Annotated in this window: 10 protein-coding genes; 1 reads left to right on the top strand and 9 read right to left on the bottom strand. The window is 61.0% G+C overall.

The genetic code is table 11. From position 1 onward, the window contains the following. Positions 1–11 precede the first annotated feature (11 nt). The 6 genes from P5706_RS07420 to P5706_RS07395 all read right to left on the bottom strand — a co-directional run bounded on the left by P5706_RS07420 (position 12) and on the right by P5706_RS07395 (position 6,900). Positions 12–302 (bottom strand): hypothetical protein, encoded by a 291-nt coding sequence (locus P5706_RS07420; RefSeq protein ID WP_003214319.1) that lies wholly within the window; start codon positions 300–302, stop codon positions 12–14. A 38-nt stretch (positions 303–340) separates the two neighbouring features. Next, the gene (astB, locus tag P5706_RS07415) at positions 341–1,687 is read right to left on the bottom strand and encodes an N-succinylarginine dihydrolase (RefSeq protein WP_138814192.1); all 1,347 of its coding nucleotides are present in this window, start codon (positions 1,685–1,687) and stop codon (positions 341–343) included. Between the two features lie 174 nt (positions 1,688–1,861). Further along, on the bottom strand, positions 1,862–3,331 hold the full coding sequence (gene astD, locus P5706_RS07410) for a succinylglutamate-semialdehyde dehydrogenase (RefSeq protein WP_200433193.1): 1,470 nt from the start codon (positions 3,329–3,331) through the stop codon (positions 1,862–1,864). Continuing rightward, positions 3,328–4,353 (bottom strand): arginine N-succinyltransferase, encoded by a 1,026-nt coding sequence (gene astA, locus P5706_RS07405; RefSeq protein ID WP_200433171.1) that lies wholly within the window; start codon positions 4,351–4,353, stop codon positions 3,328–3,330. Before astA ends, astD begins: the two co-directional genes overlap by 4 nt. Before the next feature lie 49 nt (positions 4,354–4,402). Beyond that, the gene (aruF, locus tag P5706_RS07400; protein ID WP_017138424.1) at positions 4,403–5,422 is read right to left on the bottom strand and encodes an arginine/ornithine succinyltransferase subunit alpha; all 1,020 of its coding nucleotides are present in this window, start codon (positions 5,420–5,422) and stop codon (positions 4,403–4,405) included. A gap of 257 nt (positions 5,423–5,679) precedes the next feature. After that, entirely contained in the window at positions 5,680–6,900 is a 1,221-nt protein-coding gene (locus P5706_RS07395; RefSeq protein ID WP_200433172.1) for an aspartate aminotransferase family protein, read from the bottom strand. Positions 6,901–7,203: 303 nt separating this feature from the next. On the opposite strand from P5706_RS07395, the gene P5706_RS07390 reads away from it, so the two are divergent. Further along, positions 7,204–12,234, top strand: a complete 5,031-nt coding sequence (locus P5706_RS07390) for a leucine-rich repeat domain-containing protein (protein WP_285678872.1) — start codon at positions 7,204–7,206, stop codon at positions 12,232–12,234. Positions 12,235–12,241: 7 nt separating this feature from the next. Here P5706_RS07390 and P5706_RS07385 read toward each other — a convergent pair whose 3' ends face one another. The 3 genes from P5706_RS07385 to P5706_RS07375 form a co-directional block, all read right to left on the bottom strand. Further along, entirely contained in the window at positions 12,242–13,222 is a 981-nt protein-coding gene (locus tag P5706_RS07385; protein WP_017138427.1) for a GlxA family transcriptional regulator, read from the bottom strand. A 245-nt stretch (positions 13,223–13,467) separates the two neighbouring features. Further along, entirely contained in the window at positions 13,468–14,232 is a 765-nt protein-coding gene (locus tag P5706_RS07380; protein ID WP_003214336.1) for an ABC transporter ATP-binding protein, read from the bottom strand. 27 nt (positions 14,233–14,259) lie between these two features. Next, entirely contained in the window at positions 14,260–15,372 is a 1,113-nt protein-coding gene (locus tag P5706_RS07375) for a succinylglutamate desuccinylase/aspartoacylase family protein (protein WP_285678871.1), read from the bottom strand.

The following is a 15,372-nucleotide window of genomic DNA, read 5'->3' as shown; positions in this document are numbered from 1 at the left end:
AAGCAGCTTCCTTAGTGGTTGCAGCCAGGACCGTGAACGTGATCGTCGTCATCACCTTCAACGTCGGCCGGTTCCATTTCCAATTGCAGGCTCATCAGGTTGGTGGCCAGCGGGCGCATCAGCAGGTTGGCGTATTCAGCGTCACCTTCTTCCACGTCCACGCCGATCAGCAGTTGGCCACGGCCGTCGTGCTGGATCCAGATCTCCTTGCCCTGCCACACCACGGCAACGCGGGTGCAGGAGGTTTCCAGCTGGGTGCCGTCGGTGTCTTCAAGGATCAGTTTCAGGGTGTCGGTGGTCATAAATAGTTCTCAGCCATAGGGTGTAAAAAGAGGTGGCGTTAATTGATCTGGAAAGGATAAACCGAGCCCAGTTTAAGGATTTGCGTCAGTTCATCCAGTGCCGTCCGGCACTCAAGCAGCAATTGCGGGTCAGCCAGGTCGCTTTCACGCAGGCTGTCGCGGTAGTGCTTGTCGACCCATTGGGTCAGGGTCTCGTACAACGGCGCGGTCATGATAACGCCTGGGTTCACCGCCGCCAGTTCCGTTTCATTCAAGGCCACGCGCAAGCGCAGGCACGCCGGGCCACCGCCGTTCTGCATGCTTTGCTTGAGGTCGAACACTTTCACTTCGCGGATCAGCCCACCAGAGGCGGTCAGGCCTTGCAGGTACTGCCAGACACGCTCGTTGGCGCGGCATTCTTCCGGCACGATCAGCAGCATCGAGCCGTCGGCGCGGGTCAGCAACTGGCTGTTGAACAGGTAGGAACGTACCGCGTCCTCGACGCTGACCTGGGCGCGTGGCACACACACCGACTGGAAGTTACCGCCCAGCTTGCCGAGCTTGCCCTGCAGTTCGGCGAGCATCTGCTCAGTATTGAGGAACGCGTCCTCGTGGTAGAACAGCACTTCACCGTTGCCCACTGCGATCACGTCGTTGTGGAACACGCCGGCATCGATCACCGCCGGGTTCTGCTGGCCGTACACCACGCCGTCGTCTTTCAAGCCATGCAGGCGTGCAACCGCCTGGGAGGCTTCGAGGGTCTGGCGCGCCGGGTACTTTTGCGGCGCCGGGTAACGGGTGTCGAACGCACTGCGGCCGAACACGAAGAACTCAACCCCGGCCTCGCCGTAGTCACGGCAAAAACGCGTGTGGTTGGCCGCACCTTCATCGCCGAATTGCGCCACCGCCGGCAACGCGGCGTGATGGGCGAAGTGTTTGCCGTCAGCGAACATCGCCCCCAGCACACGGCTGGTGGTCGGGTGCTCGATGCTGCGGTGGTATTTGCAGTTGAGGTTGGCAGCAGTGAAATGCACGCGACCATCCGCCGTGTCGGCGCTCGGGCTGACCGTGGCAGCGTTGGCCACCCACATGCTCGACGCCGAGCAGCTGGCCACCAGCAAAGGCATCGCCTGTTTGGCGGCCTGCTGGATCACTTGGGCGTCAGTGCCGCTGAAGCCTAAGTTGCGCAAGGCGGCCACATCCGGGCGCTCTTGCGGCGCCAGCACGCCTTGCACAAAGCCCATGTCCATCAGGGCTTTCATTTTTTGCAGGCCCTGCAACGCCGCTTCCTTGGGGTTCGAAGACTGCTGGCTGTTGCTCTGGGACGCGACGTTGCCGTAGGACAAACCGCCGTAGTTATGGGTCGGCCCCACTAGACCGTCAAAATTGACTTCATAGGATTTCATCGGCGAGGCTCCACGAACATCTGTTTTTATAGGCATCTGGTGCAGATCTGTATCTGTTAACCCGGTCAATTGTGGGAGCTGGCTTGCCTGCGATGGCATCACCTCGGTTTGACTGAAAGACCGAGTCGCCTGCATCGCAGGCAAGCCAGCTCCCACACAAGCCCGCGCCCACCTTTAGATCAGCGTAATGCCCGGGGTCAGCGTTGCCGGGACCACCAAACTTGGGGTTTCCAGCGACGCCACCGGGTACGCGCAATAGTCCGCCGCGTAATACGCACTGGCGCGATGGTTGCCCGAAGCACCCACACCACCGAACGGTGCGGTACTGGCAGCGCCCGTCAGCTGTTTGTTCCAGTTGACGATACCGGCGCGGCTTTCCAGCCAGAACTGCTGGTAACGTGCTTCGGAATCCGACAACAGACCCGCCGCCAGCCCGTATTGAGTGTTGTTGGCCTCGGCCATCGCCCCGGCAAAATCAGCGTAGCGGATCACTTGCAGCAAGGGGCCGAACAGTTCTTCATCTTCGCGCTCGGTCACGCCGGTCACGTCGATGATGCCTGGCGTCAGCAAGGCCGCTTGAGCCTGCGGCTGAGTCATTTCCAGCAGCGCCACCGCGCCATTGGCCAGCATCAGTTCCTGGGCGTCCATCAAGGCTTTGGCCGCGCCAAGGGAAATCACTGACCCCATGAATGGCGCCGGCTGCTGGTCAAACGCACCGACTGCGATGGTCGCGCTCACCGCCACCAGACGCGCCAGCAAGGCATCGCCCCAGGCGCCTTCGGGCACCAGCAAGCGACGGGCGCAGGTGCAACGCTGGCCAGCCGAAATAAATGCCGACTGAATAATGGTGTAGACCGCCGCGTCCACATCGGCCACTTCGTCGACCACCAAAGGGTTGTTGCCGCCCATTTCCAACGCGAGGATCTTGTCCGGACGCCCGGAGAACTGCTGGTGCAGATGATTGCCCGTGCGGCTGGAGCCGGTGAAGAATAAGCCATCAATGCCTGGGTTGGCCGCCAGCGCTATGCCGGTTTCCCGCGCACCTTGCAGCAGGTTCAACACGCCCGCCGGCAAGCCGGCTTCGATCCAGCATTGCACAGTCAGCTCAGCGACTTTTGGGGTCAGCTCGCTCGGTTTGAACAGCACCGTGTTACCCGCCAGCAAGGCCGGCACGATATGCCCGTTGGGCAAATGGCCCGGGAAGTTGTACGGGCCGAACACCGCCACCACACCGTGGGGTTTGTGACGCAATACGGCCGTGGCGTCACCCAATGGGCCGCTCTTCTCGCCGGTACGTTCGCGGTAGCTTTGCACCGAGATGGCAATCTTGTTGGCCATGCTGGTGACTTCGGTGGCCGATTCCCACAGCGGCTTGCCGGTTTCCTCACCGATGCAGCGGGCGATTTCATCGGCGCGCGTTTTCAGCGCAGCGGCAAAGGTTTCCAGCACGCTGATGCGTTCTTCCAGCGAGCGACGCGCCCAGCCTGGAAAGGCCTGGCGCGCCGCCTGCACGGCAGACTCGACCTGCTCGGCCGTGGCGCCATTGCCAGTCCACAGCACCTGCTGGGTCACCGGGTTGCGCGACTCAAACAGTTCACCCTGGCCAGCCAGCCAGCTACCTGCGATATACAGCGAATTCATTATTTCGACTCCCGAGCAGCAGACAACGCAACAGCGCGCACTTGATCACCCACCACCAGTTGCAGGCGTTTGGCGGTGAGCGGATCGACCACCAAAGTGCCTGCCGCCAGCCGGGCCGGAGCGGCCGTAATGCGGCACTCCTCGCGCTTGCGGTTATGGATCAGGAACGGCGTAGCGTCGTCCCCCGGCGTGCCGATGGCCAACACCAGCGACTGGCTGTCACGCACCGCACGGATTTTGCTGGTTTCACATTCCACCGCCGGGCCGGCGTCGAAGATATCAACGTAGCCCTGGTAGCTGAAGCCTTCACTCTTGAGCATGCTCAGCGCCGGCTCGGTATCGGGGTGGACCTTGCCGATCACATTGCGCGCGTCTTCAGACAAGAAGCAGCTGTACAGCGGAAACTTGGGCATCAGCTCAGCGATAAACGCCTTGTTGCCCACGCCGGTGAGGTAGTCGGCCTGGCTGAACTCCATCTTGAAGAAGTGCCGGCCCAGGCTTTCCCAGAACGGTGAGCGCCCGGCCTCGTTGGACACGCCACGCATCTCGGCAATGATCTTGTTGCCGAACAACTGCGGGAACTCGGCGATAAACAGCATGCGCGCCTTGGCCAGCATGCGGCCGTTAAGGCCGGTGCGGTAATCGGCGTGCAGAAACAACGAGCACAATTCGGAATTGCCGGTGAGGTCGTTGGCCAGGAACAGCGTCGGAATCTCGCGGTAAATGTTCAGCTCCTGGGAAGCGCTGACCGTGAGGCCGACCCGGAAGTTGTACCAAGGCTCACGCAGGCCGACGGCACCGGCGATGGCGGAAATGCCCACCACGCGGCCTTCGTCGTTTTCCAGCACGAACAGGTAGTCGGCATCGCCGCGCCCGGCTTCGCCACGGAAGGTTTTTTCCGCCCAGCCCACCCGGTGGGTCAGGCGTTCTTCGTTGGCCGGCAAGGTGGTGAGGCCAGTGCCGGTGCTGCGCGCCAGATCAATCAGGGCCGGTAAATCGCTGCTGCGTACGGGACGAACGATCATGCTATCTCCTCGAACGGGCCGCTGTTGTCAGCCACCCGCGAAACTCTATTTAAACCGCTACCAGACGCACACTCGCGCCTTCGCCAACGCCCAACGCTTCGGCCGCTTCCAGGTCCAGGGTCACGGGCTTGCCCGGCGCGTAGTCCAGCTCCAGCATCACCGCACGGTAATCCTGCAACTGCGCGTTGCTCACCAGGTACTGGCGACCGACACCCTTGACCATCTCGCCGATTTTTACCGGCACCACACGGCTCTGGGCGATCGAGCGAATGCCCGAGACCCGTGCGTGCAGCGTCGGGCCACCGTCGAAGATGTCGATGTAGTGGTCGGTCTCAAAACCTTCGCGCATGAGAATGTCGAAGGTGATCTGCGCACGCGGGTGCACCTGGCCCATGGCTTCCTGGGCTTCGTCCGGCAACAGAGGCACGTAGATCGGGTAATGCGGCATCAGCTCGGCGAGGAAGGTGCGGCTTTTAAGCCCGCACAGGCGCTCGGCGGCGGCGTAGTTGAGGTCGAAGAAGTTGCGACCGATGGCGTCCCAGAACGGCGAGTCACCGTTCTCATCGCTGTAGCCGACAATTTCGGTCACCACCGAGTCGGCAAAGCGCTCGGGGTGGCTGGCGACGAACAGCAGGCGGCCACGGGAATTGAGTTCCGACCACGGCGAACCGACCAGTGCAGGCTGCACGTAAAAACTGGTAAGCAGGCTGTTGCCGGTGAGGTCGTGGCACTGGGAAAGCACGTGGATCTTGTTGTGGATCTTCAGCTCGCGGGAAGCATGCACGAAGGTCTCGTTACGGAAGCTGTAGAACGGCTCCGAGTAACCGGCCGAGGCGACGATGGCCGAGCAGCCGGCGAGCTTGCCGGTCTCGGTGTCTTCGAGCACGAAGAAATAGCTTTCTTCACCGTTGAAACTCACCTCGGCCGCGAAGGACGCTTCGCTGGCGGCGATCTTGTCGCTCAGGCGTTCCACATCGTCCGGCAAGGAGGTGACACCAATCGGGCTGTCCGCAGCCAGACGCTGTACCTCGCCCAGATCAGCCATTTGCGCGGGGCGCATCACCAGCATGGTGTCACTCCTTAACTCGAAAAACTCACAGAGGGAAAAATGCCGGACAGGTTTTGAATCAACACAGGGTGTAAGCGCACGTGTGTGGCGAGGGAGCTTGCTCCCGCTGGGCTGCGTAGCGGCCCCAAGATTTTGGGAGCGCTTCGCACTCCAGCGGGAGCAAGCTCCCTCGCCACACAAGCGGCTCCCAGATTGGATTCTGGTCCGGCATTTGAAATATGTGCTCGACGTCTGATCACCAGACGCCAAGCGGTCCATCAAGCTTGCGTCAGCGTCTTCACAGCACGTTCGAAGCGGTCCAGGCCTTCGTTGATATCCGCCTCTTCCACCACCAGACTCGGGGCGAAACGCACCACGTCGGGGCCGGCTTGCAGGATCATCAGGTTTTCTTTTTCGGCCGCGTTGAACACGTCCTTGGCACGGCCTTTGAACGCGTCACTCAACACGCAACCGATCAGCAGGCCCAGGCCGCGCACTTCGGTGAAGATGCCGTATTGCTTGCCGATCTGCGTAAGGCGCGCCCTGAACAGATCGTGCTTGGCGTTCACGCCGGCCAATACTTGCGGGGTGTTGATCACGTCGATCACCGCTTCAGCCACCGCACACGCCAGCGGGTTGCCGCCGTAGGTGGTGCCGTGGGTGCCGACCACCAGGTGCTTGGCCAGGTCTTCACGGGTCAGCATGGCCGCGATCGGGAAACCACCGCCCAGGCTCTTGGCGCTGGTGAGGATGTCTGGCGTCACGCCGTAATGCTGGTAGGCAAACAGGTGGCCGCTGCGGCCCATGCCGGTTTGCACTTCGTCGAACACCAGCAGCGCGTTGTTGGCGTCACACAGTTCGCGGGCACCTTGCAGGTAAGCCAGCTCGGCCGGCAATACGCCGCCTTCGCCCTGGATCGGTTCCAGCACCACGGCGCAGGTCTTGTCCGACACGGCCGCTTTGAGCGCGTCCAGGTCGTTATAAGGCACGTGGGTGATGCCGGTGATTTTAGGCCCGAAACCATCGGAGTACTTGGACTGGCCACCGACGTTGACGGTGAACAGGGTACGGCCGTGGAAGCTGTTCAGCGCAGCAATGATCTCGTACTTCTCGGTGCCGAAACGGTCGAACGCCACGCGACGGGCCAGCTTGAATGCGGCCTCGTTGGCTTCGGCGCCGGAGTTGCAGAAGAACACGCGTTCGGCAAAGGTGGCGTCGATCAGCTTATGGGCCAGGCGCAGGGCCGGCTCATTGGTGAACACGTTGGAAACGTGCCACAGCTTGTTGGCCTGTTCGGTCAGTGCACCGACCAACGCCGGGTGTGCGTGACCCAATACGTTGACCGCGATGCCGCCGGCAAAGTCGATCAGCTCGCGACCGGCCTGGTCCCAAACGCGCGAACCTGCGCCACGCACGGGGATAAAGGCGGCAGGTGCGTAGTTGGGCACCATCACCTGGTCGAAATCGGCACGTTGCACCGGGGCTTGCTCAACGGACATCGGAGTCTCCTGAAGAGGAACGCCTGCCTGGAACTGGCGGGCGATGCAGGGATTGTAAGGACAGTTTTCGGCGCGGCCTTGCCGCCAAGCGACAACTTCTTATAGCGCCAACCCGCGTTTTTGGCGGGTTTACGCCAATGCGACAAATAGCGTCGCAATGGCGCAGTTTAAACCGTGTGTCGCTGCAAAGGCAGGCTTGAATGGGCAACTGAGTTGCCAACAGACGCATTAACTATCTGCAGCCTGCTCGGCCAACTCGCTTGCTCTGATAACAGTGAACCCAACCACTGAAGGATCAGACGCATGCCCACTCCCCCCTCAACCCCACTCATCCAACACCTCAGCCTCAGCGCCAGTCGCGTACCGAGCGAGGTTTACGGCAACCTTCCGCAATGGCTGGGCAAGGCCTCGAATGCCAGGCGCCAGGGGATTAAAAACGCGCCCCTGACGTTTGCCGATTGGTATGCCAACACCAGTCGCGAACAACAAGCCCCGTTCAAACAGACCATAAACGCTCACTGGGTGGCGCAAAACCAGGTCGATGCGGCCCTGGCAACGCTGAACACGCCGCAACAGTTCGCTGCACCGTTGCTGCAACAGGCCCTGCAGACGCGCTTTGGCGTGGAAGCGGATGCCAGCACCACCTACCTGCGCCTGTACACCCCATCAACCGCCCTGTTCGGCGTACCTACCGGCGGTTACAGCACCTGGACCGTGTCGCTGGTAGACGCGGCGCTGCATAATTTCGACGCCGCCGAGAGCGCGTCGGATGCTTACACGTCAGAGTCAACCTTCATCACCCAGCCATCCGCCGATGGGCAGTTCAACACATTGCCGGCCGTGCGCAACAAAGTCAGCATCGCGCAATTTGTGAGGCTATGCCGCGAGCTGGACCTTGGAAAACACTACCAACGCTACCTCACGGAGTTTTTTGGTTGCGAAGATGCAGCCGTCAAGGCGGCCTTGCGCCACAAGCTCATTACGCACCTGAAAGCCGAGGCGCAAGCCAACGTATTCCTCGCACACCTGAAAAAAGATGTGAGCACCTCGGTATTTTCGGCGCTCAAGAATCATTTGAAGGGCATCAGTGGCATCAGTTTCGACGACCAGCCACTGTTCAGTCATGACCTGAGCCTGATGAACGCACCGCTGACCGGTATTGTGCTGATCGCCCCGGACCTGGAAGCACACGCTGGAACAGTGCCCATCGCGGCCTACATTCCCGGCGATCCGCAGGCACCGCTCAAATACTACGCCAACGGCACTGCGTTCATGCGGGACCTGGCCGACAAGCTGCGCAGCGCTGACTACCAAACGTTTTTCAGCCGTTTCGTCAATCAAGAACATCGTGGCTACTTTTTCGCAGACCTCAACAGCCGCCTGACACAGGTGACCTGGCACCAGCCGGTGCCCGGCGATCCACGCCCCGTTTGGCGCGAAGAGCCTGTGTCGCGCCCCAACCTGCAGTTCTGCGCGACAAAAATCACCGGTGACCTGTACGAACACTTGTACCAGAGCAAACTCAACCAACTGCTCAACGATGCACGCATGACAGCGGTGTCCACCGCCGATGCGGATCGCAAGGCGCGCTGGCAGCGTTGGGCCATTCTGCAAAAAATCGGTAAAGCCATTCTCGAAGTAGCCGCCTTTATCGCCACCCCGTTTATCCCGCCATTGGGCGCGCTGATGCTGGGTTACACCGCCTATCAGCTGCTCGATGAAACCTTCGAAGGCATCGTGGATTGGGCCGAAGGGCTCAAGAGGCAGGCGGTCGAGCATGTGATGTCGATCCTTGAGCAAATGGTCCAACTGGGCATGTTTGCGGTCGGTGCGCCGATTGCCGAAGGTCTGCTGCGACAGGCCTTGCCCCAGGCCGCCAAGGACTTCTTCGAAACGCTCACGCCGGTCACCACTGACGGTAAAACCCGGCTCTGGAACCCCGACCTGAGCCCCTACGCCCATGACATCCAACTGCCTACGGCATCACGCCCCAATCGTGAGGGCTTGCACACCCACGCCGACCAACTGATCCTTCCACTGCGGGGGCAGCATTTTGCCGTCGAGCAGCAGGCTGGCAGCGCCTTTCTGCGCCACCCCACCCGTACGCACGCCTATCGCCCCAGTGTCATGGGCAATGGCAATGGCGCCTGGGTGACGCCGGTGGATCGGCCCCTGACCTGGGATCGCACCACACTGCTGGAGCGCCTCGGGCCGGCAGCCGATGGCCTCAGCGCCGCTCGCCTTGAGCAGGCCCAAACGATCAGCGGCACCGACGACGCCAACCTGCGCAAGATGTACATGGACCGCCAGGCGCCGCCGCCCCTGTTGGCCGACACACTCAAGCGCGTCAAGATCGATCAGCAACTGCAAGACTTCATCGATCAAATGAACAGCGACGACCCGGCACGCTATAAAAAAGCCGACCCCCAGACCCAGCTGTGGCTCCTGAGCCAGACCAGCCTGTGGCCCGAATCCAAGACCCTGCGTTTTCTGAACGCAAAGGGCGAAACCATCTGGGAGCACAAAGGCCGAAAAAACGCGGCCGTGGCACAAATACACGAAGCGCAGATGCACAAGGGCGATCTGCTGGAAACGCTGCTGGAAACCCTGGACGAATCAGAACGTAAAACCTTGCTTGAAGAAGACTTCGGCACGCCCAGCACCCAACTCCACGTGCGCGCCGGCAACCTGCGCAAACGCTTGGCAGAGCGAGCCGGGGAAAAGCGCGCGGCGATGTTTGACTCGCGCTACCGAGGGCTGGAGATTACCGATAACGCTGGCGTGCAAACAATCATCGACACCGTGCCCGGCCTGCCTGTGAGTGCCGCCGAGGAAGTCTTGAACGGCGCCACCGATCTGGAGCTGCTGGAAATCGATCAAGGCCGCGTGCCCCAGCCGCTGCGTGACCGTGCAGACTGGGCTGCCCATGAAGTCAGAATCAGCCGGGCACATGAAGGGTTGTACATGGACTCGCTGGAAAGCAGCGACACCCAGCGGCTCGCCCTGCACGGGTTGCAGAACCTGCCGGGCTGGTCACCGCAGGTGCGCCTGGAGGTGCGCGACTTCAACCGCACGGGCAGCCTGCGAGACAGCATTGGTGAACCTGACGCGCCGATCCAACGCATACTGGTGCGCACCATCGAAGGCGACTATATCCCTGAAGACGACAAAGGCACCCTGTTCGGTGAAACCAACTTTTTCACCGCCGTTCTCCAGGCCCTCCCCGACGCGCAACGCGATGCGCTGAACCTGCATATCGGCCAAGGCCCGCTGTTGCGCCAAACCTTGCGCCAACACGTCCCCGACCGCGAAACCGTTGGCCAACTACTGGCCCAGGCCCCTGTGCGTAAACCTTTCTATGACCCGAACGTGATGCGCTTGCCAGGCGGCATGCAAGGCTACGACGCCAGCCCGCCTACCTCGGGCAGCAGCAGTAGCGGGCCTCCGACGTTGGCGCAGCAACTTCACGACTTGTACCCAAGCCTGAGCCAGGAGGCCGTGACTCAAACGCTGAACGCCATGTCCTCGCACCCCGGCTCGCCTGCGCAAACGCTGGAATATTTGAAGAACGAATTTCGCCAGCTGGAATTCGACCTGTCGACTTGGGCTGCAGCCTCCCCGCGAACCACTTTGCTTAACCCAGTACCATTGAGCTACGCCGGGCTCTTCGCAGAGCAGGGCAATCGCTTGTTCTGGAAACAACAGCTGATCCGCGCCTGGCGCCATGAAACCGCTGAGTCACCCGACGTGGCCTACGGCCGCGAATTGCAGCTCAACCACCCGTTATACGGTGAACTGCCAACGCTGACGGCCCACTTCGATCACATTTGCGACCTGCAAATCAAGGGCGACCTGACCACCCGCAATGCACCCGCCTTTTTGGCGCGCTTCCCCAGGCTGAACGCCCTGGACATCAGCGGTATTCCCCTCACAACCCTGCCCGCAGAAATTCTCTCGCAGCCACACCTCACTGCGCTGACGCTGAGTAACTGCGCCCTTTCCCTGACCACTGAGAGCCGCGCGCAGCTTGCCGCACTGACCCGACTTAAAACCCTCGACCTTGCCAACAACCCCCTGGCGCTCGCCCCCGATCTTAGAAACATGCCCGAACTGCAAACGCTGAACCTGCGCCAGACCAACATTTCCGTATTTCCCAGCGGCCTGCCTGGAGGCCCGCGGCTGACCAGCGCCAACCTCAGCAACAACTACCTGCGCAGATTGCCCAGCGCCCTCTTCGACCTGCCGGGCGAGGTCGCCAGCGGCTATAACCTCTCAGGCAACCCACTGTCACGGGCTACCCTTGAGCAGATAAAAAGCTATTGCCAGAAAACCGGCGAACACTTTTCTGTGCCTGCCAACCCTGAAGCAGTTCGTCTGTCCCAGGAGCTTTACCCCACCTACACCGTTGGGGAGGCCAATCAGTTTATTTTCCGGCTGCCCGGCGGGCTCGATGACGCCATACCTGAACTCGTGCGCCTGAAAGCCGATTACGAGCGGCTGCAAGCCGACCTGCAGGAATGGGTAGTGGAGGTGGCCACGGACCCCGCGCTCAGCGACGCGGTGAGTCGGCAGCAACGCCGACTCAGACAGACGTTCAGGCATTTACTCGAGCAAGCCTGGCGGCGAGAAACCAGCCTGAACCTGGAGTTGGGGCCAATCTCGACCTCCCACCAAATGAAGCTGGCCGTGCCGCTGCTGGGCGATCTACCGGTGCTGAAGGTGGACTTCAAACACATTTCAAAAATGGAACTCACGGCCGAGGACAGCGCATCGATCCCCAAGGGCTTTCTCGAGCACTTCCCCAACCTGCAAAGCCTGCTGATTTACCGCTATGCCTTGCAAGATATCCCTGTCGACACATTCAACCTGTCGAAACTCAAGACCCTGATCCTCAGGCAAAACCGTATTGAGCTAACGCCCGCCAGCGTCACGGCGCTGAGTGACCTGATAGGCCTGGAATACCTGGACCTGAGCGACAACCCACTGGGAATCACACCCGATGTCAGCAAGATGTCCGGCCTGAGCACCTTGATGATCCAGAACGCCGGCATCACCGAGGTGCCCAACGGAACGTTCAATTTGGCATCCCTCAACCAACTGGACTTGAGAAACAACCGGATAACTGAGCTGCCCAGCGACCTGTTTGAGGTGGAGCCGGACAGGGCCGATGGTTTCGTTCTCAGTGGCAACACGTTCTCGCCTGAAACGATCAGCCTGCTGGCCTCTTACTACGACCGCACCGCTGTGGACTTCGGTATCCCAGAAGTCAGGCAGCACGCGCAACTAAGCCCAACGTCGTCAACCGACGTATCAGAAGAAGAAACCGAACAATAAAGACTACTCAACCGCGCTCGGACGGCACCGACGACAATTCAAACGGGCTGCTGCTGCGCCGCTGGTTACGGTCTTCACGTGGGGTGGCGCCAAAGAAGTTACGGTAAGCACTGGAGAAGTGCGGCCCCGAGGAGAAGCCGCACGACAGGCCGATCTGGATGATCGACTTGCTGGTTTGCATGAGCATCTGGCGGGCCTTGTTCAGGCGCAGTTCCAGGTAGTACTGGCTGGGGACGCGGTTGAGGTATTGCTTGAAAATGCGTTCCAGTTGTCGTCGCGACACGCACACATGCTGGGCGATCTCGTCGGTGGTCAACGGCTCTTCAATGTTGGCCTCCATCAACAACACCGCTTGGGTCAGCTTCGGATGGCTGGAGCCCAGGCGGTTTTGCAGTGGAATACGCTGGCGCTCGCCGCCTTCGCGAATGCGCTCCACCACCAGTTCTTCGGAGACCGCACCGGCCAGTTCGGCACCGTGATCACGGGCCAACACCGCCAGCAGCAGGTCGAGTACCGACATGCCGCCACAGGCGGTCAGGCGGTCGCGGTCCCAGTCGAACAGGTGGCTGGTGGCGATCACCTTGGGGAAGCGCTCGGCGAAGTCATCCTGCCAGCGCCAGTGCACGGCGGCGCGGTAGCCGTCGAGCAGACCCAACTGAGCCAAGGGATACACACCGGCCGACAACCCGCCGATCACGCACCCGGCGCGCACCAACTGCTTGAGTGCAGTACTGAGTTGGGACGCAATGACGGTAGGTGGTTCGTCCGCCAACAGGAACAGCTTCTGAAAGCCTTCAAGCTTGCCGGCCCACGGTTCGCCCGGTAATTGCCAGGCACCTTCGGTGCGCGGTTCGGCCTGCAAAAACGACAGTTCGTACACCACATCCGGATGCACCCGCTGAGCAACGCGCAAAGCCTCCTCAGCCAGCGCAAGCGTGAGTGCTTTTGTGCTGGGCCAAATCAGGAAACCAATTTTATGGGCGGTCATGGAGTGCTATCCGAAACGAAGAACGGTGATGAAGACAAGGGCCAATGCTAGCCCGGAAACCAACACAAATCTCAAACCATATGAGATCTAATGTGGGAGCTGGCTTGCCTGTGATGGCGGCGTGTCTGCGCCAGAGAGGCAAACTGACCCACCGCTATCGCAGGCAAGCCAGCTCCCACAGGGGATCGAGGCCAACCTTAAAGCTGCGCAGCATGCACTAACTCGGTGCACAAAAGCAGTCTTGATTATTTCAAGCTACCGGACAAGAACTGCTGCAACCGCTCGGACTGCGGGTTCACCAGCACTTCGCGCGGGTTGCCACGTTCCTCAACGATGCCTTTGTGCAAAAACACCAGTTGGTTGGAGACTTCACGGGCAAAGCCCATTTCGTGAGTGACCACCACCATGGTGCGGCCTTCCTGGGCCAGGTCCTGCATCACCTTGAGCACTTCGCCGACCAGTTCCGGGTCGAGGGCCGAGGTCGGTTCGTCGAACAGCATCACCTCAGGTTCCATCGCCAGGGCGCGGGCGATGGCCACGCGCTGCTGCTCGCCACCGGACATGTGGCCGGGGAACGCATCCTTACGATGGCCCACGCCGACCTTGGCCAGGTAGTGCTCGGCCTTTTCACGCGCGTCTTTTTTCGACATGCCCAACACATGCACCGGCGCTTCCATCACGTTTTCCAGCGCAGTCATGTGCGACCACAGGTTGAAATGCTGGAACACCATGGACAGGCGCGAACGCATGCGCTGCAGTTGTTTCGGGTCGGCGGCCTTCATGGCGCCGTCCTTGTTGGCCACCAGTTTCAGCTCTTCGTTATTGAGCAGAATCTTGCCGGCGTGAGGTTGCTCCAGCAGGTTGATGCAGCGCAAAAAGGTACTTTTGCCCGAACCACTGGAACCGATGATGCTGATCACATCACCGGCCGCGGCGGCCAGGGACACGCCTTTGAGCACTTCATGACTGCCATAGCGTTTATGCAGGTCTTGGACTTCAAGTTTGTACATGCGGTCGGTTCTCACAAAAACAGGTGGTCAGTCGTTGAGCAAGCGCCCGTGACGCAGCGCTTCGCGCCCCGCCACCTTGGCCAGCCAGAAACCCGCTTGGGCATAACGTAGCCGTTCAACGGCAAACAACACCCCGGACGTCCCCGCGCAGACAATGCTGACGCGGTCGGTCAGAGGGTCAATCACTTCAAAAATCTCATCGCCCGCGTCTACCCGGTCACCGGCTTTACGCAGGTAACTGATCACACCGGCATGGGGCGCAAACAGCAATTCGGTGCCTTCGAAGGGCAGGCCTTCACACGCCTCGTATTGCGGCGCCGGCCATTGGCCGGTGATCAAGCCCTGCTCAGCGAGGAACGCGAGGATGCCTTCGGCATGGAAAATCGCTTCATCACGGCCGGTGTCGGCCTGGCCGCCCAATTCCAGGGTAGTCGCCAGGCACGCCAGGGGAATCTGCGCGTCCGGGAACGCCTGCGACAGACGCAACCACGGCAGCGAGCAGGCTTCATCAAACGAACTGCCGCCGGAGTCTTCCGCCAGCAGGCCGACTTTCACACCCAAGTGCGCCGACAACGAGCGCCACTGCGGCCAGTGCTGCGGCAACGCATACATGTGCAACGCGGCTTCGGCGTCGCAATGCAGGTCAAGGACGATATCGGCGGTGCAGGCGTGGCTCAGCAAGATGCGCTGCATGCCTTGCAGTTGGCTGCTCGGCGCGGGCAATGCAGTGAGTGCGTCGGTCATCGCCTGGCGGATCATGCGCACATTGGCGTGAGCATCATCACCCAGCTTGCCCTTGAGCAACTCGGCGACCGGCGCGCTCAACTCGACAAAATCACGGTTGAAATTCTTACCGCTACCCACCTCGAAACGCCCCTGGTGGCTGCCTTGCAGCAGTTGGCCCAGGCCCATCGGGTTGGCCACCGGCACCAGCTCGATCACCCCGTTGAGGGCGCCTTGCTGTTCAAGCTCGGCAAGGCGCTTTTTCAGCTCCCACGCCGCGCGCATCCCCGGCAATTCGTCGGCGTGCAGGCTGGCCTGGATATAGGCCTTGCGCTCGCCACTGCCGAAGCGAAATACGCTCAGCTGACGCTCGCAGCCCAGGTGCCCCCAGGGCAACAGGTGATCGATACGTTCCAT

This window comes from Pseudomonas sp. ChxA, from assembly GCF_030263855.1.
Lineage (GTDB): Bacteria > Pseudomonadota > Gammaproteobacteria > Pseudomonadales > Pseudomonadaceae > Aquipseudomonas > Aquipseudomonas fluorescens_CB.
This window is presented reverse-complemented; position numbering and strand designations above follow the sequence as displayed.

Excerpts from the sequence above, each read along its gene's own strand:
- P5706_RS07420 (WP_003214319.1), bottom strand. The coding sequence starts at position 302 with ATGACCACCGACACCCTGAAACTGATCCTTGAAGACACCGACGGCACC.
- astB (WP_138814192.1), bottom strand. The coding sequence starts at position 1,687 with ATGAAATCCTATGAAGTCAATTTTGACGGTCTAGTGGGGCCGACCCAT.
- astA (WP_200433171.1), bottom strand. The coding sequence starts at position 4,353 with ATGATCGTTCGTCCCGTACGCAGCAGCGATTTACCGGCCCTGATTGAT.
- aruF (WP_017138424.1), bottom strand. The coding sequence starts at position 5,422 with ATGCTGGTGATGCGCCCCGCGCAAATGGCTGATCTGGGCGAGGTACAG.
- P5706_RS07395 (WP_200433172.1), bottom strand. The coding sequence starts at position 6,900 with ATGTCCGTTGAGCAAGCCCCGGTGCAACGTGCCGATTTCGACCAGGTG.
- P5706_RS07390 (WP_285678872.1), top strand. The coding sequence starts at position 7,204 with ATGCCCACTCCCCCCTCAACCCCACTCATCCAACACCTCAGCCTCAGC.
- P5706_RS07385 (WP_017138427.1), bottom strand. The coding sequence starts at position 13,222 with ATGACCGCCCATAAAATTGGTTTCCTGATTTGGCCCAGCACAAAAGCA.
- P5706_RS07380 (WP_003214336.1), bottom strand. The coding sequence starts at position 14,232 with ATGTACAAACTTGAAGTCCAAGACCTGCATAAACGCTATGGCAGTCAT.
- P5706_RS07375 (WP_285678871.1), bottom strand. The coding sequence starts at position 15,372 with ATGGAACGTATCGATCACCTGTTGCCCTGGGGGCACCTGGGCTGCGAG.